This is a genomic window from Pseudomonas sp. V98_8 (assembly GCF_029967975.1).
GTDB lineage: Bacteria > Pseudomonadota > Gammaproteobacteria > Pseudomonadales > Pseudomonadaceae > Aquipseudomonas > Aquipseudomonas umsongensis.
This window is the reverse complement of record NZ_JASCAE010000056.1, coordinates 43,666-65,330: the sequence shown is the minus strand read 5'-3', so window position 1 is coordinate 65,330 and position 21,665 is coordinate 43,666. Positions and strand designations below refer to the sequence as shown.

General features: G+C 60.5%; 19 protein-coding genes. 6 read left to right on the top strand and 13 right to left on the bottom strand.

Annotation, left to right across the window (positions count from 1 at the left end; translation table 11 throughout):
- The first annotated feature begins 31 nt into the window (after positions 1-31).
- Entirely contained in the window at positions 32-262 is a 231-nt protein-coding gene (locus QLG10_RS19625) for a hypothetical protein (RefSeq protein ID WP_282487873.1), read from the top strand.
- On the opposite strand, the gene QLG10_RS19620 is transcribed toward QLG10_RS19625, so the two are convergent.
- From QLG10_RS19620 to QLG10_RS19595, 6 genes are all read right to left on the bottom strand, one after another.
- Positions 263-892, bottom strand: coding sequence for a flavin reductase family protein (locus QLG10_RS19620; protein WP_282487872.1), 630 nt, complete (start codon positions 890-892; stop codon positions 263-265). It abuts the gene before it with no gap.
- Positions 893-1,050: 158 nt separating this feature from the next.
- Entirely contained in the window at positions 1,051-1,344 is a 294-nt protein-coding gene (locus QLG10_RS19615) for a hypothetical protein (RefSeq protein ID WP_282487871.1), read from the bottom strand.
- A 324-nt stretch (positions 1,345-1,668) separates the two neighbouring features.
- Positions 1,669-2,988: an MFS transporter gene (locus tag QLG10_RS19610; RefSeq protein ID WP_179055223.1), complete on the bottom strand. Its 1,320-nt coding sequence runs from the start codon at positions 2,986-2,988 to the stop codon at positions 1,669-1,671.
- 282 nt (positions 2,989-3,270) lie between these two features.
- Positions 3,271-4,602: a sigma-54 dependent transcriptional regulator gene (locus tag QLG10_RS19605; RefSeq protein WP_188265302.1), complete on the bottom strand. Its 1,332-nt coding sequence runs from the start codon at positions 4,600-4,602 to the stop codon at positions 3,271-3,273.
- Positions 4,587-6,362 carry an ATP-binding protein gene (locus tag QLG10_RS19600; protein ID WP_248679036.1) on the bottom strand — a complete coding sequence of 592 codons (1,776 nt, stop codon included), beginning with the start codon at positions 6,360-6,362 and terminating at the stop codon, positions 4,587-4,589. Before QLG10_RS19600 ends, QLG10_RS19605 begins: the two co-directional genes overlap by 16 nt.
- A 190-nt stretch (positions 6,363-6,552) precedes the next feature.
- The gene (locus QLG10_RS19595; protein ID WP_008061943.1) at positions 6,553-8,076 is read right to left on the bottom strand and encodes a fumarate hydratase; all 1,524 of its coding nucleotides are present in this window, start codon (positions 8,074-8,076) and stop codon (positions 6,553-6,555) included.
- Between the two features lie 396 nt (positions 8,077-8,472).
- Here QLG10_RS19595 and QLG10_RS19590 point away from each other — a divergent pair, with 396 nt between their 5' ends.
- Together QLG10_RS19590 and QLG10_RS19585 are read left to right on the top strand one after the other, a co-directional pair.
- Positions 8,473-9,579: a GGDEF domain-containing protein gene (locus QLG10_RS19590; protein ID WP_282487870.1), complete on the top strand. Its 1,107-nt coding sequence runs from the start codon at positions 8,473-8,475 to the stop codon at positions 9,577-9,579.
- Positions 9,572-10,507: an iron-sulfur-binding ferredoxin reductase gene (locus tag QLG10_RS19585; protein WP_248679037.1), complete on the top strand. Its 936-nt coding sequence runs from the start codon at positions 9,572-9,574 to the stop codon at positions 10,505-10,507. Before QLG10_RS19590 ends, QLG10_RS19585 begins: the two co-directional genes overlap by 8 nt.
- Positions 10,508-10,686: 179 nt before the next feature.
- Here QLG10_RS19585 and pyk read toward each other — a convergent pair whose 3' ends face one another.
- Positions 10,687-12,138 (bottom strand): pyruvate kinase, encoded by a 1,452-nt coding sequence (gene pyk, locus QLG10_RS19580; protein WP_020797866.1) that lies wholly within the window; start codon positions 12,136-12,138, stop codon positions 10,687-10,689.
- A gap of 172 nt (positions 12,139-12,310) precedes the next feature.
- Between pyk and QLG10_RS19575 the strand changes: the two genes are divergently transcribed.
- Together QLG10_RS19575 and QLG10_RS19570 are read left to right on the top strand one after the other, a co-directional pair.
- Positions 12,311-12,685, top strand: a complete 375-nt coding sequence (locus QLG10_RS19575; protein WP_282487869.1) for a tetratricopeptide repeat protein — start codon at positions 12,311-12,313, stop codon at positions 12,683-12,685.
- A gap of 238 nt (positions 12,686-12,923) precedes the next feature.
- Positions 12,924-13,283 carry a PilZ domain-containing protein gene (locus QLG10_RS19570; RefSeq protein ID WP_110752848.1) on the top strand — a complete coding sequence of 120 codons (360 nt, stop codon included), beginning with the start codon at positions 12,924-12,926 and terminating at the stop codon, positions 13,281-13,283.
- 28 nt (positions 13,284-13,311) lie between these two features.
- Here QLG10_RS19570 and QLG10_RS19565 read toward each other — a convergent pair whose 3' ends face one another.
- The 6 genes from QLG10_RS19565 to QLG10_RS19540 are packed head-to-tail and all read right to left on the bottom strand — an operon-like array spanning position 13,312 to position 20,031.
- Complete coding sequence (locus tag QLG10_RS19565; protein WP_282487868.1) at positions 13,312-14,643, bottom strand: DUF58 domain-containing protein; 1,332 nt, start codon at positions 14,641-14,643, stop codon at positions 13,312-13,314.
- Positions 14,640-15,641, bottom strand: coding sequence for a MoxR family ATPase (locus QLG10_RS19560; RefSeq protein ID WP_110752852.1), 1,002 nt, complete (start codon positions 15,639-15,641; stop codon positions 14,640-14,642). The genes QLG10_RS19565 and QLG10_RS19560 overlap by 4 nt, the downstream gene beginning before the upstream one ends.
- The gene (locus tag QLG10_RS19555) at positions 15,638-16,768 is read right to left on the bottom strand and encodes a DUF4350 domain-containing protein (RefSeq protein WP_110752914.1); all 1,131 of its coding nucleotides are present in this window, start codon (positions 16,766-16,768) and stop codon (positions 15,638-15,640) included. Before QLG10_RS19555 ends, QLG10_RS19560 begins: the two co-directional genes overlap by 4 nt.
- A gap of 29 nt (positions 16,769-16,797) precedes the next feature.
- The gene (locus tag QLG10_RS19550) at positions 16,798-18,345 is read right to left on the bottom strand and encodes a DUF4129 domain-containing protein (RefSeq protein WP_110752854.1); all 1,548 of its coding nucleotides are present in this window, start codon (positions 18,343-18,345) and stop codon (positions 16,798-16,800) included.
- A complete protein-coding gene (locus tag QLG10_RS19545) occupies positions 18,332-19,309 on the bottom strand; it encodes a stage II sporulation protein M (protein WP_110752856.1) in 978 nt (325 codons plus the stop codon). The genes QLG10_RS19550 and QLG10_RS19545 overlap by 14 nt, the downstream gene beginning before the upstream one ends.
- Positions 19,306-20,031: an RDD family protein gene (locus QLG10_RS19540; protein ID WP_110752858.1), complete on the bottom strand. Its 726-nt coding sequence runs from the start codon at positions 20,029-20,031 to the stop codon at positions 19,306-19,308. Before QLG10_RS19540 ends, QLG10_RS19545 begins: the two co-directional genes overlap by 4 nt.
- A 184-nt stretch (positions 20,032-20,215) precedes the next feature.
- Between QLG10_RS19540 and sbcB the strand changes: the two genes are divergently transcribed.
- Positions 20,216-21,646 carry an exodeoxyribonuclease I gene (sbcB, locus tag QLG10_RS19535; RefSeq protein WP_188265297.1) on the top strand — a complete coding sequence of 477 codons (1,431 nt, stop codon included), beginning with the start codon at positions 20,216-20,218 and terminating at the stop codon, positions 21,644-21,646.
- The last annotated feature ends 19 nt before the right edge of the window (positions 21,647-21,665 follow it).

Here is a 21,665-nt window from a genome sequence, read left to right as displayed (position 1 = left end):
GCAGCATTCTCAACTAGCCAGGATGCGCGACATGGCACGCAAAGCCTTTGAAACCTTCGAAGCTGTATCGGCCGTAGTCCCCCGCGAAGGCGGGTATTACGCGGCAATCGCCACCAAAGCCATCGGCGGCTCCGGTGCGCCTCGTTTCAACAAACTGCTGGAAGAACAGACTTTCAAGACCGCCAAGGAAGCGGACGAAGCTGCAGCCCTGCAACTGACCCACCTCAAGGGGGTCAGTGAAGACGGCGGGCTGGTCTGGTAATTACCTCACCGCCCCCGGGCGATACATCTTGAACAATGCCTCAGGCCCCAGCTGGAAATAATCCGCCGGCCCGCCGCCGCGCAGAATCGGTTCTGCCGCGGCGGTGTCGTACACCCCATCCTTCAATAGCCACTTGGCGATATGCACGGCGACGACTTCGCCGAGAATCAGCCAGCTCGGCACCACATTTCCGTCCGCCCGCTGCAACTGAATAATCTGGGTGACCTTGCATTCGAAAGACACCGGGCTTTCGGCGACCCGTGGCACCCGAATGACTTTCGAGGCGACGGTTGTCAGGCCTGCCAGCTCGAACTCGTTGACTTGCGGCCCGACCATGGCGCTGCTCTGGTTCATCTGTTCCGCCAACGGCCGGGTGGCCAGGTTCCAGGCGAATTCACCGGTCTGCTCGATGTTGTTCAGGCTGTCTTTGCGCCCGACGCTGGAAAAACCAATGATCGGCGGGATGTAGTTGAAGGCGTTGAAAAAGCTGTAAGGCGCCAGGTTCAAGCGGCCTTCGCCATCCTGTGAAGAAATCCAGCCAATGGGCCGCGGGCCGACGATGGCGTTGAACGGATCGTGGGGCAGACCGTGGCCGTTGGCGGGTTCGTAATAGTGGATGTCGTCGGGCATGGAGCACGTACCTTGGCTGCTATCGATGTGCGGCAATAGTGCAAGGCCGAGCCACTGATTGCCAGTCAGATGAAGAACCCTGTGCAAGCCCGGGGATTATTGCTGCTCCAGAAATGACAAGCCCGGCCGAAGCCGGGCTGTACTGCCGCTTGCATGAATCAGCTGATGGAAGCGCCGCCAGTACGGTCATAACCATCTTCGGCGACCGTGGCGCCGCCAGTGCGGTCGTAGCCATCTTCGGCGACAGTGGCACCGCCAGTACGGTCGTAGCCATCTTCAGCGACGGTGGCTGAGCCTGTGCGGTCATAACCATCGGCGGCGACGGTGGCGGATCCAGTGCGGTCATAGCCATCGGCGGCAACTGCGGAGCCCGTGCGGTCATAACCATCGGCAGCAAAGGTGTTGGCGGCCAGTACGGACAAGGCGATGGCGAGGAACAGTTGGGTTTTCATCTTCATTTCTCCAGGTTCTTTGGCGTTTTCTGTCTTGGGCATGGGTTTCATGCTACGCCGATTAAATTGATTGAAAAGCGCAAATAAATGCTAAAAAGGATCGATTAATTGGATGTTAGCGCCGTCACGCATTCCTACTTCAAGGACTTGAATGGGCGAATCGCCGTCAATCGATCAGGCACGATCAGGATGGAAGCTGGGCATTAACTCGTGATTAATCTCACGGACCCAGCGCATGACGGAATTTTCATGGGGCACGCAGTGCCCACAAAAAAGGGGGCAGACCCCGACGGTCTGCCCCCTTTGGTTATCACGCGTGCGGCGTTAGTCGGTGACGATCCGCGAGTGCTTGCGGGTGTCCTTCATGGTGACGTACACCAGCAACGACACGGCAATGCACGCGGTGACATACCAGTAGTAACCGGTTTCCATGCCGATGCTCTTGAACCACAGCGCGATGTATTCAGCGGTGCCGCCGAAGATCGACACGGTCAGGGCATACGGCAGGCCCACGCCCAGGGCGCGGATTTCGGTCGGGAACAGTTCGGCTTTGACCACCGCGTTGATCGAGGTGTAGCCGCTGACGATGATCAGTGCCGCCATGATCAGGAAGAACGCGCCCCACCAGGTCGTGATGGTGTGCAGGGTGGTGAGGATCGGCACGGTGAAAATCGTGCCCAGTACGCCAAAGGCGATCAGGATCGGACGTCGGCCGATCTTGTCCGACAGGCCACCGATGATTGGCTGCAGGCACATGAACAGGAACAGCGTGGCGGCAGAGATGGTGGTGGAGTCGGAAATGCTCATGCCGACGGTATTCACCAGGTATTTCTGCATGTAGGTGGTGTAGGTGTAGAACGCCAGGGTACCGCCCATGGTCAGGCCAACCACGGTCATCAGCTCTTTCGGATGGCGCATCAAGGTGCGCATCGCGCTTTCCTTGGCCTTTTCTTTCTTGGTGAACGACTCGGTTTCTTCCATGCCACGGCGCAGGTACAGCGCGACCACGGCACACAGCGCGCCGATGGCGAACGGGATGCGCCAGCCCCAGGCGTACAGCTCTTCGGTGGTCAGTACATTTTGCAGGATGATCAGTACGCCCAGTGCTATGAGCTGACCGGAGATCAGGGTCACGTACTGGAAGCTGGAGTAGAAACCGCGACGTTCCTTGGTCGCCATCTCGCTCAGGTAAGTGGCGGAGGTGCCGTACTCGCCACCGACCGACAGGCCTTGAAGCAAGCGGGCGAACACCAGCAGGATTGGCGCACCGATACCGATGATTTCATAGCCCGGGCTCAGCGCAATCAGCAGTGAACCGAAGCACATCAGGTACACCGAGGCCATCAGGGCTTTCTTGCGTCCGACTTTGTCGGCGTACAGGCCCATCAGCCACCCGCCGATCGGACGCATCAGGAAGCCCACGGCGAAAATCGCAGCGGTGTTCAGCAGTTGTGCGGTGGTGTCGCCTTTGGGGAAAAAGGTCTTGGCGAAATACAGGGAGAAAGCCGCGTAGACATACCAGTCATACCACTCGACCATGTTGCCGACAGAACCGCTGAAGATCGATTTGATACGGCTGGAGGTGGTTCGTTCTTTTGCCGGCACGGCGGCCGACCCACGGGGCAGGGTATTGGAGTTATCCATTGAAGGATCCTTCGTTTAATTATTTTTTGTGGAGCGCGCGTAAACGCAGCCTGCGGGGGCTATAGCAGGAGCTGTGCCAACGGGGAGGGGGCCGGTTTAGAGGGGGATTGAGGTTTGAGTGAGCGGAAATCCGCTTATTCTGGAGAGGGTGTGAGCGAAAAACCGCTTAACGCTTTGATCGTTCCCATGCTCCGCGTGGGAATGCAGCCAGGGACGCTCTGCGTCCCAAAAGCCGAACGCGGAGCGTCCGCTGAGGCATTCCCACGCAGAGCGTGGGAACGATCATTCACCGAGAAACATCTCCCGGTTCAACCCATGCCGCTGCATCTTTTCATTGAACGTGCGGCGCGGCAGCTGCAGTTCTTCAAGCACCGCCTTCACATCACCCTTGTGCCGGGTCAATGCTGCGCGCAGGCACTGCGCTTCAAACGCTTCCTGCTGCGCTGCCAGTGACTGCCCCGGCTCGATGCCCGCTGGCGCAGGCTCGCCAAGCCCCAACACCTGGCGCTCGGCGACGTTTGCCAGTTCGCGCACATTGCCTGGCCAGTCGTGGCTCAACAGATGGCTCAACTGCGGCCCGCTCAACGGCGCAAAGGTTCGCCCCAGTCGCTCTGCAGCACTTTGGGCAAACGCCTCGTACAACAACGGAATGTCTTCGCGACGGTCACGCAGCGGTGGCAGGCGCAATTCGGCGACGTTCAAACGGTAAGCCAGGTCCTCGCGAAAACGTCCGGCCCGTGCTTCGTCGAGCAAGTCCGGCTTGGTCGCGGCGATGATGCGCAAATCCACGCGAATACTCTGGTTCGAGCCCAAGCGCTCAAGCTTCTGCTCCTGTAGCACCCGCAGCAATTTCACTTGCTGCGCCAGGGGCATGCTTTCGATTTCATCGAGAAACAACGTGCCGCCATCGGCGTATTCGAGTTTGCCGATGCGCTTGCCCTGGGCACCGGTGAACGCGCCGCTTTCGTGACCGAACAGCTCGGCCTCGAACAGTTGTTCGGGAATGGCTGCACAATTCAAGGCGACGAAGGGTTTATCGGCGCGCGGCCCGAAATCGTGCAGGCAGCGAGCAACCAGTTCTTTGCCGCTACCGGTTTCACCGCGGATCAATACGTTGACCGGCAACGCCGCCAAATCCAGAACCTGGCGACGTAGCGTCTGCAAGCCACGGGACACACCCAGCAGCGTCGCGTCGAGTTTGGCGCGGTTGTCGGCCTGCTCGTGCAAGGCGCGGTTTTCCAGCACCAGCCGGCGCTTGTCCAGCGCGCGGTGCAGACTGCCAAGCAGGGTTTGCGGGCTGAAGGGCTTTTCCAGGAAGTCGTAAGCGCCATCGCGCATCGCATCGACAGCCATCGGCACGTCGCCATGGCCGGTCAGCAAAATCACTGGCAAGTCGGCATCGCGGCGCTGAACTTCAGCCAGCAGTTCCAGCCCGGACATGCCGGGCATGCGCACGTCGCTGAGGATCACTCCGGGGTAATGCGCGGGCAGTTGCGCCAGGCATTCGTCGGCGCGACTGAACAGTTGCACCTGGAAACCCGACAGGCCCAACCACTGCTCGACGGCGCTGCGGATGCTGCTTTCGTCGTCGACCACCATCACTGAATTGAGCATGTGCCAGGAGCCTCCGGATCGATGGGCAAGGTGAGTGTGAACACCGCGCCGTTGTCGTGATTATCGGCGCTCAGGCGTCCGCCCGATTCGTGAACGATGGCAAAGGATACGGCCAGACCGATACCCAAGCCATCACCCACCGGTTTGGTGGTGAAAAAGGGATCGAAGACTTTCGACAGGTTTTCTTCGGCGATGCCGCCGCCGTTGTCGATGACGCTCAGGCGCCACAGTTGTTCGTCGGCTTCCAGGCGGATTTCCAGGCGTTTGCAGGGTTTGTCCTGCATCGCATCCAGGGCGTTTCGTAGCAGATTGATCAACACTTGCTCCAGGCGAATTGCGTCGCCGCGCACCCATGCCGGGCGCGTCAGGTGCAGTACGGTGCTGACCTGTTCGTCGCGCAGACGAGTGTCGAGCAGCTCAAGCGATTGGTCCACCACCGCCGCCAGGTCCAGGCGTTCGCGCAAACCGCTGGGGCTTTTGCGGGCAAAGGTTTTCAGGTGGCCGGTGAGGGCGGCCATGCGCGTCAGCATGTCATCCACCGGCTTGAGAGCCTTGTAGGCGTCGTCGACCCGGCCGTGGTCGAGCAACAGTCGCAGCGTTGCCAGCTGCATGCGCTGGGCGGTCAGTGGTTGATTGATTTCATGGGCCAGCGCTGCCGACATCTGGCCGAGGGCCGCGAGCTTGGCCGATTGCACCAGACCCTCCTGGGCGGTGCGCAGGTCGCGGGTGCGTTCTTCCACCAGCTGTTCGAGCTCTTCGCGACTACGCTGGCGCATTTTTGCCAGGCGCCAGCGCTGATTGAGGAACAGCAGCAGAAACACCAGTGTCAGCCACAGGCCGGCTGCGGCGAGGGCGGCGTTGCGACTGTCTTCGAACGCCACTTGCGGACGACGCAGCAGGTGCAGCGTCCAGCCCTCGGCGGCCAGCGGCAGGGATTCCCACAGGTAATCCGTCTTGCCGTCCGGACCGTCGACCCGCGCCAGTTCGCTGTTGTCGTCGAAGTGGCGCAACGATTGATAGTCGAGCAGCGTCAGCGGTTGCTTGTCGTATTGGCGGGTGGCCTTGAGCTCGGCCAGGTCGCTGTCACTCAACGGTTTCAATTGGCGATAGCGCCAACCCGGCTGATTGGCGATGAAGATGATGCCGCGTGCATCGCTGACCAGCAGCGTGTCGCTGCCCTGGCGCCATTCGCGTTCCAGCTCGGGAAATTCGAGCTTCACCACCATGGCCCCGAGAAACTGCCCGTCGTCGTTGGTCACGGCACTGGAGAGGAAGTAGCCCGGTATCCCGCTGGTCACCCCCACGGCATAAAAACGCCCGGTGCCCTGGGTTCGGGTCTGGTTGAAGTAAGGGCGAAAGCCATAATTGTGGCCGACGTAACTGCTGGGCAAGCGCCAGTTGCTTGCTGCCACGGCGAGTCCGGTGCGATCGAGCAGTTCCAGGGTCGAGGACTCGGCGGCGCCATTGATCTTTTCCAGCTTGCGGTTCAGCACGTCCTGTTGATCAGGGCTGACCGGGCCTTTGAGCGCGTCACGCAGCTGCGGGTCCAGCGCCAGCACCGAGGGCAGGGCGCGGTAGCGTTCGATCAGGGTGTGCAGGGACGTGGCATACAGCGCCAATTGCTGATTGGCACGGGCGGCGTCTTCAACCAGGGACTGGCGCACGGTGTGGCGCATGGCCAGGGTGGCAGCGATGGCGGCACCGGCGATGATCAGCACGGTGTACAGCGCCAGGCGCAGGGATCGGGAAGTCGGCAGCATGCAGTGGACAACAGGAAAAAATGAGGGGGAGCACCATACCATGTGGAGGGCAGTCATCTCTCGCCGGTACCGATGCGCTGGCGCTGGTTTTACCGTGATGGTCGATCCCAGGAGTTTCAGTTTGTTACCAGCCAAAAAAAAACCGGCGGGTCGTTGCCGACCGGCCGGTTTTTTTGGGTTTCAGTGCAGCTTACTGCACTTCCACCGCCAGGCTTTCACTGATCTTTTGCTGCCAGATGGCAGGACCGGTGATGTGTACCGACTCGCCCTTGCTGTCGACTGCGACAGTCACTGGCATGTCTTTCACGTCGAACTCGTAGATCGCTTCCATACCCAGCTCGGCGAATGCCACCACGCGGGATTTCTTGATCGCTTGCGCCACCAGGTAAGCCGCGCCGCCCACTGCCATCAGGTAAACGGCTTTGTGGTCCTTGATCGCGTCGATTGCGGTCGGGCCGCGCTCGGATTTGCCGATCATGCCCAGCAGGCCGGTTTGTTCGAGGATCTGACGGGTGAACTTGTCCATGCGCGTGGCGGTGGTCGGGCCAGCCGGGCCTACCACTTCTTCGCGCACCGGGTCGACCGGGCCGACGTAATAGATGAAGCGACCCTTCAGGTCCACCGGCAGGGTTTCACCCTTGTTCAGCATCTCGACCATGCGCTTGTGCGCAGCGTCGCGACCGGTGAGCATCTTGCCGTTGAGCAGGACGGTTTCGCCCGGCTTCCAGCTCTGCACTTCTTCCGGGGTCAGGGTGTCGAGGTTGACGCGACGGGCCGACGGACCCGCTTCCCAGACGATTTCCGGGTAGGCGTCCAAAGGTGGCGCTTCCAGGGATGCCGGGCCGGAACCGTCGAGCACGAAGTGCGCGTGACGGGTAGCGGCGCAGTTCGGGATCATGCACACCGGCAACGAGGCGGCGTGGGTCGGGTAATCCATGATCTTCACGTCGAGCACGGTGGTCAGGCCACCGAGGCCCTGGGCGCCGATGCCCAACTGGTTGACCTTCTCGAACAGCTCCAGGCGCATTTCTTCGATGCGGTTCTGCGGGCCGCGGGCCTTCAGTTCGTGAATGTCGATGGATTCCATCAACACTTCCTTGGCCATCACCGCGGCTTTCTCGGCGGTGCCGCCGATGCCGATGCCGAGCATGCCCGGTGGGCACCAGCCGGCACCCATGGTCGGAACGGTCTTGAGCACCCAGTCGACGATCGAGTCGGACGGGTTGAGCATGGCCATTTTCGACTTGTTCTCGGAACCGCCGCCCTTGGCTGCCACGTCCACTTCCACGGTGTTACCCGGAACGATGGAGTAGTGGATGACGGCCGGGGTGTTGTCCTTGGTGTTTTTACGAGCGCCCGCCGGGTCGGCGAGGATCGAGGCACGCAGGACGTTTTCCGGCAGGTTGTAAGCCCGGCGCACGCCTTCGTTGATCATGTCGTCCAGGCCCATGGTGGCGCCATCCCAACGTACGTCCATGCCTACGCGAACGAAAACAGTGACGATGCCGGTGTCCTGGCAGATCGGGCGGTGGCCGGTGGCGCACATCCGCGAGTTGATCAGGATCTGCGCCATGGAGTCACGGGCCGCTGGCGATTCTTCGCGCAGGTAGGCTTCGTGCATCGCCTGGATGAAATCCACGGGGTGGTAATAGGAAATGAACTGCAGGGCGTCGGCAACGCTCTGAATCAGGTCGTCTTGCTTGATCACGGTCATGAGTCGCGCTCCTCTAAAAGACGGGAACATTCAATAAGGTGCTTGCAGCTTGGGTACTTCGGTCGGTTGCAAGCACCTTTCAAGGCACGCCGGGCATGCTGGCGCGACGCTAAAAAGGCGCGGCAGTATACCGCGCATCAAAGGCAGGTACACGCGCCGGCGGTCAAACCTTGGTCTGATTGTCGTGCCCGATCCCCGTAGGAGCTGCCGAAGGCTGCGATCTTTTGATTTTGTTTTTAAGATCAAGATCAAAAGATCGCAGCCTGCGGCAGCTCCTACAGTGAAATTGTGTCACCCGAAAATTGAATGGTTATTTATCGGCCGCACCACTAAAGTGACATTCGGTCTGTAGAGTAGGACGCTCTGTCAGTCTCCTTTAATAGGGTGAGTCAACGATTGACCCATAACGCCATCCAGCGCCTGTTGCTCAAACGTTTTGCCCTCGCAGCCGGCACCTACGCCCTGGCCCTGCTACTGCTGTGGCTGGCGTTTTTTACCGGCCACTACGATGAGTCGCTAGCCAACGTTGCCGTCGGCAGTGGGCTGGTGGTCATCAGCCAGGCAGCGTTGTTCGTGGTGTTTTACAGCGGCTGCAACCTGCGGTTTTCCGACCCCAGCCTGACCGAGACGCAGGTGCTGCTGGGGCTGGGTTGGCAAACCTGGCTGATTGCCAATCTGGATGAGGCTCGTGGCGCGTTTCTGGTGTTCTACGTGCTGATTCTGTTGTTCGGGCTGTTTCATCTGTCGCGCCGTGCATTTGCGCGCTGTGCGTTGCTGGTCTTTTTCAGTTTCAGCGCGATCACGCTGTGGGAGGGTTACCACTTTCAGCTGGCCGACCCGGCGCTGGCCGTATTGCAGGTATGCGTACTGTTCATCGTGCTGGTCTGGCTTGAGCTGTACGCCCGATACGTCCAGGCCTCCCGCCTGCGCATGCGTCAACGCCGCTTCGCCTTGCAGGCGCACCAGGACACGCTGCGCGGGATGATGCGCCAGCTCGAGGACCTGGTCGCCACCGACGAGTTGACCGGACTGTTCAATCGCCGGCATTTCCTGCGCCTGGCTTCACGCGAACTCAAGGCCATGGACGCCAGCGTCGTGCATGGCCTGGCGCTGATCGACCTCGATCACTTCAAGCGCATCAACGATATTCACGGCCATGCGGCTGGCGATCAGGTATTGCAGGCATTTGCCGGCGTGGCGTCGGCCTGCCTGCGCGACGGTGATGTCCTGGCGCGCTACGGCGGAGAAGAGTTTGTGGTGTTGCTGCCTGATTGCGATGCCGGGCGATTGACCGCTTGTTGCGAGCGGCTGCGCCTCGCCTTTATCGATGTCGAGCTGATCGGCTTGAAGGTCGGCAGTCTCAGCCTGTCCGCCGGCATGACCCTGCTGTTACCGGGTGATGATCTTGACGAGGCTTTGCAGCGGGCTGACCAGGCGCTTTATCGGGCCAAACGTGACGGCCGCAACCGTTGCGCGGCGGCATGGGAAAACGTCGATGCCTGAGTTGCGCGTTGGTAACCGCCAATGGTCGGTGGCAGCTGGCAGTAATCTGCTTGATGCCCTGAATCAGAACGGCGTGTCGGTGCCTTACAGCTGTCGTGCCGGCAGTTGCCATGCGTGCCTGGTGCAATGCGTGCAAGGGCTGCCGAGCGACAGCCGGCCCGATGCCTTGAGTGCGCTGCAGCGCCAGCAAGGCTGGCGGCTGGCATGCCAGTGCCAGGTGGTCGAGGATCTGCAAGTGCACACCTTCGACCCGCAGCAGGATGGCAGCCCGGCCGAAGTCGCGGCCGTCGATTGGTTGAGTGCCAGCGTGTTGCGCTTGCGCCTCAACCCGCAGCGTCCATTGCGCTATAGCGCAGGTCAGCATCTGGTGTTGTGGGCCGGTAATGTGGCGCGACCGTATTCCCTCGCCAGCCTGCCGGAGGAAGACCGCTTCCTGGAGTTCCACCTCGATTGTCGCCTGCCAGGTGAATTCAGTGACGCGGCGCGTCAGCTGAGCATTGGTGATCCAGTCCGCCTCGGCGAGTTGCGCGGCGGGGCATTGCATTACGACCCGGATTGGCATGCCCGGCCGTTGTGGCTAATGGCCGCTGGCACCGGCCTGGGGCCGTTGTTTGGCGTGTTGCGCGAAGCGTTGCGTCAGAATCATCAGGGCGCCATCCGTGTCATTCACCTGGCCCATGATGCCAATGAGCATTACCTGGCCAAACCCCTGCAAGCCATGGCCGCCAGTCGTCCGAACCTCAGTGTCGAGTTCTGGACCCCAGCCGGGTTGCCAGCGGCATTGGCGCAAATGCGCCTTGTCTCTCGGCAAACCCTGGCCCTGGTTTGTGGAGCCCCCGACAGCGTTGACGCCTTCGCCCGGCGCCTGTACCTGGCAGGACTGCCGCGTAATCAACTGCTGGCTGATGTGTTCCTGCCCCGTGGTTGAGAGGCTACAGCTCAAGGCAATGGCGGCATTGAACCCAAAAAAGATCGCAACCTGCGGCAGCTCCTACAATGGAATGCATTCCCTGTAGGAGCTGCCGCAGGTTGCGATCTTTTGATCTTTAAAACAAAAAAGCCCCGCCATTCACATGGCGGGGCTTTCGTTTCTCAGCGAGCGGTCACTCAGACCATCGGATCGCCAACGTGCAGGATCTTCATGCCGTTGGTGCCACCGGTGGTGTGGTAGCTGTCGCCCTTGGTCAGGATGACCCAGTCGCCTTTCTGCACGACGCCGCGCTTGACCAGCTCGTCGATCGCCTTCTGGCTGACTTCGTTCGGTGCCAGCGAAGCCGGATCGAATGGAATGGTGTATACGCCACGGAACAGCGCCGCGCGGGCCTGGGCCTCACGGTGTGGAGTGAACGCATAGATCGGCACCGAGGAACGGATGCGCGACATGATCAGCGGGGTGTAGCCACTTTCGGTCAGGGCGATGATCGCCTTCACGCCCGGGAAGTGGTTGGCGGTGTACATGGTGGCCAGGGCGATGCTCTCGTCGCAGCGCTGGAACTCCTTGCCAATGCGGTGGCTGGAGGTCTTGCTGGTTGGGTGCTTTTCAGCGCCGACGCAGATTCGCGCCATTGCTTGCACAGCTTCCAGCGGGTACAGGCCGGCGGCACTTTCGGCCGATAGCATCACGGCGTCGGTGTAGTCGAGCACAGCGTTGGCTACGTCGGACACTTCGGCGCGGGTCGGCATCGGGTTCTGGATCATCGACTCCATCATCTGGGTCGCTACGATCACGGCCTTGTTGTGGCGACGCGCGTGCAGAATGATTTTCTTCTGGATGCCCACCAGTTCGGCGTCGCCGATTTCCACGCCCAGGTCACCACGGGCCACCATTACGGCGTCGGAGGCATTGATCAGGCCGTCGAGGGTTTCGTCGTCGGCTACGGCTTCGGCACGTTCGATCTTCGCCACCAGCCAGGCGGTACCGCCGGCTTCGTCGCGCAGTTGACGGGCGTATTCCATGTCGGCGGCGTCGCGCGGGAAGGACACGGCGAGGTAATCGACCTGCATTTCGGCAGCGAGCTTGATGTCTGCCTTGTCTTTCTCGGTCAGGGCCGGTGCCGTCAGGCCACCACCGCGACGGTTGATGCCTTTATGGTCCGACAGCGGGCCGCCGATGGTCACGGTGCAGTTCAGTTCGGTAGCGGTGGCGGTGTCGACACGCATCACCACGCGGCCGTCGTCGAGCAGCAGCTCGTCACCTACACCGCAGTCCTTGACCAGGTCCGGGTAGTCGATGCCAACCACTTGCTGGTTGCCTTCGGTCAGGGGATGGCTGGTGGAGAAGGTGAATTGATCACCGATCTTCAGCTCGATCTTCTTGTTGGCGAATTTGGCGATACGGATTTTCGGGCCTTGCAGGTCACCCAGCAGGGCAACGAAGCGGCCGTGCTTGGCAGCGAGGTCACGCACCAGCTTCGCGCGAGCCTTGTGCTCGTCGGGGGTGCCGTGGGAGAAGTTCAGGCGGGCTACGTCCAGGCCAGCCAGGATCAGCTGTTCGAGAACTTCCGGCGAGTTACTGGCCGGGCCAAGGGTGGCGACGATTTTGGTACGACGGACGGACATGCAAAGACTCCTGAGTTCAAGCGCTGAGTGAGGCTACTATGCTCTTGGGGTGTAGTCATTGTTCATGTGCACTACTTATTCGTTTGATTCTTTGAATGAACACTTTTGCTGACCTGCCACCTGAAGATTTTCGTCCACGGGTCGATACAGAGCTCAAGTCAGGAGAACTCCCATGCGATTCGTGCTCATAGCCGTCCTTGCCCTCAGTGTCGTGGGCTGCACCCGTTGGTCGATGAACCACCATTTGAACCTTGCCTATAGCGCCTATGACCGTGGCAATTGCGAGCAAGTAACGCTCGAGCTGTCCAAAGTTGAACGCGCCAGCCGCGCGCGTCCTTATGTATGGCCAGAAGTGTCAATGTTGCGCGGATTGTGCCTGGAACGGCAAAAACTGTTTGTCGATGCGGCGCAAACCTACCAGTTCATCATTGCTTCGTATCCGCAAAGTGAATACGCGTATCGTGCCCAGGCTCGCCTGGAAACCTTGCAAGCACTCAATCACTACCCGCTGCGAAGTGCGGCGACGGTACGTCCAACCCGCTTCTGATTACGCTTCTCATCTGGTGGCTGGCTCGCCGGCGACGGTGAGCTATAGTCGAATAGATCGGTTTGGAGCCTTGTCTGCAAACCGACGTAACACCTGTGATCGGCAGGAGTAAGCGGCAGCGGTTCATGGACTGTCGCACCAGGATCGGGGAGAGCGTGCCCATCGCCTGTCTATCAGGCCGGCCCGTTCCGAAGCATTAGTGCGGCCCTGCTTAAGGGCCTGGCATAGCGAATTCAGCATGTTCACTGACCGCCGGATCGAGCGGCATCAACTGCCGTATTTTCTGAAAGTGTTCAACCGCATTACCGACAAGCCCGTTGGCTATCTTGGCAACGTCTCCGAAGACGGGCTGATGCTTATCAGTCAATTGCCGATGATGATCGGCGTGGATTTCGATTTGCGCCTGAAAATCCCCGCGAGCAGCGGGTGCATGCAGGTCATCGATCTGCGGGCGTGTTGCCTGTGGTGCCATGAAGACGCAACTCCTCACTACTATGACGCCGGGTTCAGCCTGCAACGGGCACCCCCGGAGTATGGGCAACTGGTGGAGGCATTGAGGCAGTACTTCAGTTTTCAGCCCTTGCCGGCGTCTGCCTGATGCCGCATGGGTTGCGCTTGGAGCGTTGTTAAATTGTCCCTGCTTTTTTCCAGCTCAAGTACCGGGTGACCAACTCGGGGCCCAACGCCTCGGGTTGCCCATCCACTACCGGTACTCCGTGGGCGATCAAGCGCTCATGGAGTGCTGCGCGCGAATTCAGGTATTCGACCGTCCCGCAATAGGCCAACGCCTCTGACAAGGTTTGAACCGGCAATAGTCGCGTCGTATCCAGGACGTTCTCACGCAAGCTTGCGACCAACACCTGGTGCTGCTTGCTCAAGCGCTTGACGGCAGTCAGCAGTTCATCATCGTCTTCATCGCGCAGGTTGGTGACCAGCAGCACCAGCGCCCGCCGTTTCTGCCGGGACAGCAGTTGGCTGGCAGCGGCTTGATAATCGGCGCTGCGTTGAGTGCTGTTCAGATCGTAGACCGAGTTGAGCAGCACGTTGAGCTGGCCAGCGCCTTTCACCGGGGCGAGGAAGCGCGGATGATCACTGGCAAAGGTGCAGAGGCCTACCGCATCCCCTTGGCGCAGCGCGACGTAGCTCAACAACAGGCAGGCATTGAGCGCATGATCGAAATGCGCCAGCTCGCCGTCCTGGCTGCGCATGCGTCGACCGCAATCGAGCATTAAGATGATCTGTTGGTCACGCTCGTCCTGGTACTCCCGGGCAATGGGTGTGCGTTGGCGGGCAGTGGCTTTCCAGTCGATCTGGCGCAGGCTGTCACCCTCGCGAAATTCCCTTAGCTGATGAAACTCCAGGCCCAGGCCACGTCGTTGGCGCTGGCGAACCCCGAGTTGGCTGAGCCAGTTGTCCACCGCCAACAGTTGGCCGCCGTAGAGTCGGGCGAAGTCGGGATAGACCCGGGTGCTGTCAATCACGCTCAGCAGGCGTTTGCCGTGCCATAGCCCCAATGGACTGGGCAGGCTGATTTCGCAGTTCTCGAAGCTGAAGTGGCCGCGCTTGAGCGGGCGCAGGCGATAGTCGACGCCGCTGTGCTGGCCGGGTTGAAGTTTCACCGACAGCGGCAGGTTCTCGAAGCTCAGGCCGTCGGGTACGTGGTCGTAGAGCTGGATGTTCAGTGGCAGGGAAAAGTCGTGCTCGACTTGCAGTCGCACGACACTCCAACGGCCGAGGGCCAGGCTGCCGGGCAGTTGACGTTGTGCGCGGGGCGACGGCAGGCGCTTGAGACGGATGGCGTCGATTATTGCCAGGGCCAAGAGAGCCAGGAGCAAGCCCCAGCTGATCGAGAACAGCGTTGATGGAACGGCGATGTCCAATGCGTGCAATGTGCCCAGAATGAGACCGATGCCCAGCAAGGTCGCAAGCCAGGCCAGTAGCAGGCGCGAGGGTTTCACAGCCTTGGCGCCGGTACTTGATCGAGCAGTTGCCGCAACACCTGATCGACGTCCAGCCCTTCGATATCCAGTTCCGGCGCTATGCGCACACGATGGCGCAGAACGGCCAGGGCGCAGCCTTTTATGTCGTCAGGGATCACAAACTCGCCACCGCGCAACAATGCCCGTGCCCTTGCGCAGCGCACCAGCGCAATGGACGCCCGAGGCCCGGCACCGAGGGTCAGGCCGGGCCAACTGCGGGTGGTGCGGGCAAGGCGTACGGCATAGTCGAGGACCTGGTCGTCCAGCGGCAAATCGCTGGCAATGCGCTGCAAGGCCAGGACCTCCCTGGCTTGCAGCACCGTGCGCAGCGGTTGCACATCGAGCATGTCGGCCCGGGTCGAGCGGCTGACCTGGCGCACCATGTCCAACTCCTGCTCCGCGTCGGGGTAGTCCATGCGCACCTTGAGCATGAAGCGATCGAGTTCGGCTTCCGGCAACGGGTAAGTGCCTTCCTGTTCGATGGGGTTTTGCGTGGCGAGCACCATGAATGGCTGCGCGATGGGCAGGGCGCGGCCTTCGAGGGTGACTTGGCGTTCCTGCATGGCTTCGAGCAGCGCGGCCTGGGTTTTTGCCGGGGCACGGTTGATCTCGTCGGCGAGCAACAGGTTGGTGAACAACGGTCCCTTGCGCAGCTTGAATTGCTCGGTCTGCAAGTCGTACACCGCATGCCCGGTGACATCGCTTGGCATCAGGTCCGGCGTGAACTGGATACGCGCGAATTCGCCGCCGAAACAACGTGCCAGCGCCCTGACCAACAGCGTCTTGCCCAGCCCCGGCACGCCTTCGAGCAATACATGGCCGCCAGCAAGCAGGGCGGTGAGAACGTCGTCGATGACGGTGTCCTGGCCGATCACGGCTTTTTGCAATTCATGGCGCACCGCCTGGGCCAACTGGCAGGCACGCTGGCGTTGCCGGATGGCGTGGTCGATTGCATCGGGCTCGATCGGTTGACTCATAACGCATTCCTCAAGGTTTGCAGGTGGGCGACCTGGCGGCTGAATTCAGCACTGGAAAACCGCTGTTTTGACCGCGGGCCCATGGCTTGGCTGATTGCGTCTGCGGGCTGGCCGCTCAGACGGGCGAGCACCCGCCATTGTTCGGCGACATCGAGTTGTTCATAGCCAGGATGACGATGTCTCACGCGGCGCAGTATGTCTTGCTGCAAGGCCTGCAACAGGCTGTCCTGGCCACTGTGTCGCAACATGAAATCGGCGCTGGCGCGCAGGTGTTCCTGCAATTGGCGGCGAGCTTTGGCTTGCGGTTGCAACAGTGGCCCATGGCGCACGCCGAAGTGCCAGCAACCCAGGCCGATCAGGGCGGCCAAGGCGACCAACGCCTGGGGGAAATGGCGCAGCAGCAGTGTCAGCAGGCTGTCGTGCTCGGTATTGAACAGCAGGGTCACTCCGGTATCGGCGGTCAGGTACCAGAGCAGCCAGGCGTTGTCGTATTGATCGATGGCCGGGGTTTTCCACAGGTCGGCGTCGGTCACCACAATGATCGAGCCAAGCCCGTGGTTCAGTTGCATCATATGGGTTGCCTTGGCACTGTTGGCCCAGGCCTGGGCGAGGTTTTTCGGGTCTTCGAGATGGAACGTGGTATCGAAGCCGGCGTAGGCCGGTGCGTCTTCATCATCCAGATAGAGTTTGGTCAGTTGTGGGTAGGGATCATCCGGAGTGTCGGGCGGTGGGTCCTTGAGGTCTTTGCTCAGCGACTGTTGCAGTTGCACCCGATCCAGCAACAGGTCATTGCTTTGCCCGGTCTTTTCATCCCACAGCGACTGGGCAACGAACAGCAGGCGCCCGCCAGCTTGGGTCCAGGCCAGCACCTGATCGATCTGCCTGGGCGTCATGTTGTAGCGATCGCCTAGCAACAACAGGCTGTGATGCTGCGGCGCGAGGGTTGGCAGGATATCGAGGCTGTTGGCATGGCTGACATTCAGGCCCTGCTTGCGCAAGAAAAGCTCGGCGGCCAGGTACGGATTGGCCAGGGCTTCAGGCGCCGGGCCATGGTCGATTTCGGCCGGATAGGGCGTTGCCTTCAGGTACAGATAAATCATCAACACGGCCAGCAGGACAGCCGTCATCGTGCTGATGAATGGCCAGGCGCGCCGGTTCAATGGGGGATTCCCGAGTCAAATACGCCACGCCAGCCGTTACACAGTTCGCGCTGTACATGCGCGGGTGGCAATTGGTGCCCATAGGCCATGTTTTGCCAGTGCACGGTCAGGTCTTTGCTGAAGGCCAGCAGGGCCGGTTGCTGTAGTTTTTCGATGCGTTCAAGCACCTGGCCTTCGGTGTCGGCGGCTTTGAGTGGCATGTCGAAATCGTGCAAGAGGCGGCTGAGCAGGGCGCGATAGAGCAAGCCAAGCGCTGCACGCGGGTTGTTCTGCCAGAGGCTTTCGGCACTGGAGGCGATGTCGCAGGGCAGGGTCTCGCGGCTGAGGTCAAGGCCAAATACCTGAGGGGCAGGCGGGTGGGGGGCTTTTTTAGCGGGACGCGGTCGACGGCTGACGAATGCCTGCAACCCCTCACGGTAGTACCAGATCAAGCCCCCGATGGCGGTGATCACGGCTGCCCACAGCACAACTTCGATCAGCGTGGCCAACGCGCCGAAGTCGCGGTTATCAATCATCTGGAGCAGCGCCTTTAACCATTGGGGTGTGTGGTCTTCATTCGCGCCTTGGTCCGCGGCCTGGTTTTCGCCAAATCGATAGCGGGTGACGGTTTCCCTGTTCTTGAACGGAGGCTGGTCGAGGATGGCCTTGATGCTGTCCCTGGACCCCTGGCTGGTCAGTGGTTGCTGCAGCAAGCGCGGACTGTCGGGCGTCGCAAGCGCCGACTCGGACGCCATGGCGGTGGGGGTGATCGGCAGCAGCAAGGTCGCCGCCAGTAACAGGGCAAGGGTTGCTTCGCTCAAACGACGGGACAGGCTGCGAAACACCAGCTCGATATCCCAGGCTTCGAGCGCGGTGCGTCGGTTCAGGTACAGGCTGAAGCCTGCGGCCACGTAGACCGGTTCCCAAACCACCAGCACAAGGACGTAGAAACCATTGGACAGGTGCTCCAGCCAGCGCCAGTCCTGCGTTGCGGCGCTGACCAGCGACTGCCAGCTCCAGTCCAGGGCGACCTGTTGTGGCAGCAGCAGATAAAACAGCACCATCAAACCGATCCATAACGCGCCTTCCAGGTGCGCACCCATCACGGTCAGCCAACGTGCCGCGCTGGCGTCACGTTGCAACAACACTTGCAACCGCTGTTGGCGCGCATCACCGCTCAGGCCTTCGAGCTGTAACACGGGCAGCGTGAAGCTGCGACTCAGGCTCAGGCGTCGCCAGGTCAGGCTGGCCAGCAGTTGTGGCTTGAGCAACCGTGGCCACTGGTAAAGTGCCTGCTTGAGGGTGGGCGTGTCTGCAAAAATGGCTTTGGAAAGGATGTACAACGGCAAGCGTTCAAACGCCGGTTTCAGCCACCAGAAGATGAACACGGCCAAGGTCGGCGAATCCCACAGCAACCAGGTGAGCAGCGCGAAAACCGGCAAGGTGACAATCGCCCAACTGCTCATCAGCAGGCGCCGGTGGCGCTGGCTCAACAGCACGCCCAGGTCAATGGCTTCCCAGGTCGGTCTTGGGCGAATGACCACAGTGGTGTCACTCAGGCGCATGGTGCGTCCGTCCGGCGAATATCAAGTAAATCGCCACCAGCACCCAGAGGGCCGCACCGACCAGGTATTTGGTCAGGGGGGCCGGTGTCGTCATCGACGACCAGTAGGCTTCTATAAAGGCCGCAATCAGCAGAAACAACATGACGCCGCAAATCAGCAGAACACTCTTGCGGGCCGCCAGGCGCAAGGCTTCGGCGCGGGGCAGGCGGCCTGGTGCAATCAACGCCCAACCCAATTGCAGGCCGGCGGCACCCGCCAGGGCAATGGCCGTCAACTCAAAGGCACCGTGACCGACCACGAACGACCAGAAGCTTTGCCCGTAGCCGATATGCGTCAGGTGTCCGGCGACCGCGCCGATCATCAAGCCGTTGAAGAACAGGAAAAACGCGCTGCCCAGGCCGAACAGCAATCCGCTGGCGTAGGTCTGAAAGGCGATCCCGATGTTGTGCATGATGTAGTAGCCGAACATCGCCCAGTCTTCACTGGCCGCACGCTCCATGGAGCGTCCCAGGTGACCGGCATCGGGGTCGTACATGCTTTGCATGTCGCTGACCTGATCGGCCGGAATCAGGTTGTAGACCAGTTCCGGAAACAGATAAACCAGCCCTGCAATTGCGAACAGGCTGCCGAAAAACATCAGGCTGGCAGCGAGCACGAAGCGCCATTGTTCACGTACCAGCCGGGGGAAGCCCGCCAGGATGAAACCCAGTGCATGGGCTCCAAAATGGCTGCGATGTCGATACAGCTGCTGATGCCCACGCAACACTTGTTGCTGCAATGCGTCATTCAGGAAACTGCTGTAACCGCGCTCGCGGGCCAGCGCCAGGTGTTGGCAGATGCGCCGATAATCGGCCAGAAAATTGTCGGCCCCTTTGGCTTTGCTGTCCTGCTCCAGCTTGTCCAGCAGCAGGGAGAACTGCTCCCATTCAGCCATGTGCCGATGTTCGAAAAGGCTTTGTTTCATGTCGGACCCAACAAGCCGTGTGCAATGCCGTTGAGTTCGGCCACGGCGCAGGGAGCCGGAACCTGCAAGGGGCGCGCGAGGATCGAGGCCAGCTCATTGACCCTGGCATCGGACAGTCCGGCCTGACGTTCGGCAAAACCGAGGATGGCACGTTGCTCGGTCAGTGTCAGGGCAAAAGGAGGACGACGGGGTTGCGAGGGTGGGAGTTGGGGACGGGTAAGCGGCTGCTCGCGGTAGACCACCAGCGTGCCGGCGGCCAGGTCACCGAGGCGCTTGAAATTGGGGTGTTGCAGGCAACTGATAGCGCCGAGAAAGTAGCCAAACGGCAACATGTCGACAAATCGCAGCAGGTTGCGCAACAGTGACGTTGACCAGTCTATAGGCGTGCCATCGTCCTGAATGACCCGCAGGCCCATCCATTGTTTGCCCGGTGAGCGCCCCTGGTTGAAGACTTCGAACAGCACCATGTACCACCAGCTCACGCCGAAGAGCAGGATCGAACCCAGTCCCGCACCGAGTTTCCCGAGCATTGCCAGGGCGATGAACATCAGGCCCAGGATCAACCCGCGTATCGCCAGGTCGATGGAAAACGCCAGTGCGCGCACCATCAAGCCGGCCGGTCGCAGCGGCAAGTCTATGCCTTCGGGCGTTTCCACCTGATACCGCGTGTCCAGTGGTGGTGGCAGCGTTGCTTTCCGTGGCAGTGCTGTGGTGTCGAGCATGGGCAACCTGATGGTGTGGCCTGATCGGTTTGTCTCTTCACCGGATGCTAGCAGCCTCGCCGGAAAAAACGACATAACTATGTATTGCATATTACGTGGCCAGGGGTGATTCAATGGCACGATTGCTGGCCGGAGCGGGACGGGAACGCCTAGACTTCGCCAATCTTCAGTTCAGGAATAGCCCGTGACCTCCATCTTCTGGTACGACTACGAAACGACGGGTATCAATCCCCGTTGCGACCGCCCGCTGCAAATGGCGGGGTTGCGTACTGACTTCGAGCTCAATGAAATCGACGAGCCTGTCAATCTCTTTTGCCGGCCCAGCGACGATATCCTGCCGCATCCCGCGGCTTGCGCAATCACCGGCATCACGCCCGCCCAACTGGCCGAGGACGGGTTGAGCGAAGCCGACTTCATGACCCGGGTGCATGCCCAACTGGCGGCGCCGGGTACTTGCGGCGCCGGGTACAACACCTTGCGTTTCGACGATGAGATGACTCGCTACAGCCTGTACCGCAATTTTTTCGACCCCTATGCGCGGGAATGGCAGGGTGGTAACAGTCGCTGGGACCTGATCGATGTCGTTCGCGCAGCCTATGCGTTACGCCCCGATGGCCTTGTCTGGCCGACAGACGAAGAAGGGCGAGTGACACTCAAGCTCGAACGGCTGACCGCCGCTAACGGGATCGATCATGGCAGCGCCCACGAAGCGCTGTCGGACGTTCGCGCCACGATTGCCCTGGCGCGCCTGATCCGGGAAAAACAGCCAAAGTTGTATGACTGGTTGTTTCAGCTTCGCAGTAAGCAAAAGGTTCTGGACCAGGTGCGCTTGCTGCAACCGATGGTGCATGTTTCAGGGCGCTTTTCTGCTGCGCGCAACTATGTCGGCGTAGTGTTGCCCTTGGCCTGGCACCCACGCAATAAGAACGCACTGATTGTTTGCGACCTGCACCTCGACCCGCAGGGTTTGCTCGATCTCGATGCCGAAACCTTGCGCCAGCGTTTGTATACCCGCCGCGACGAGCTGGCAGAAGGTGAATTACCCGTACCGCTCAAGCTTATCCACATCAATAAATGCCCCGTGGTCGCGCCGTTATCGGTTCTTCGACCCGCAGATCAGCTGCGCTTGGGGATGGATGTTGCGCTCTATCAGCAACGTGCACTGCGGCTAAGTGACGCGCAGCAGGATTGGCAAGCTAAAGTTCTGGCGATTTATGCCCGGGAAGATTTTTCCTCGAGCGAGGATCCTGAGCAACAGTTATACGACGGATTTATCGGGGACCGTGATCGGCGTTTATGCGAGCAAGTCAGAACAGCCGACCCGCTGCAATTGGCGCAACAGCAATGGCCTTTCGATGATGAACGTTTACCGGAGCTATTGTTTCGATATCGAGCACGTAACTTTCCCGATACCTTGAATCTCGACGAGCAAGAACGCTGGCGAATATTCTGTCAGAAACGTCTATCAGTGCCTGAATGGGGCGCGCCAAATACCCTGGATAGTTTTACAGAGGCGGCAGCCCAGTTGGCCCTTACAGCTACATCGTTGCAGCAGGCGGTTCTCAATGATTGGCGGGAATATGTTCAGGGTCTTCGCAATCGTTTGAATCTTTGAAATCGAAAATGCCCCGGGG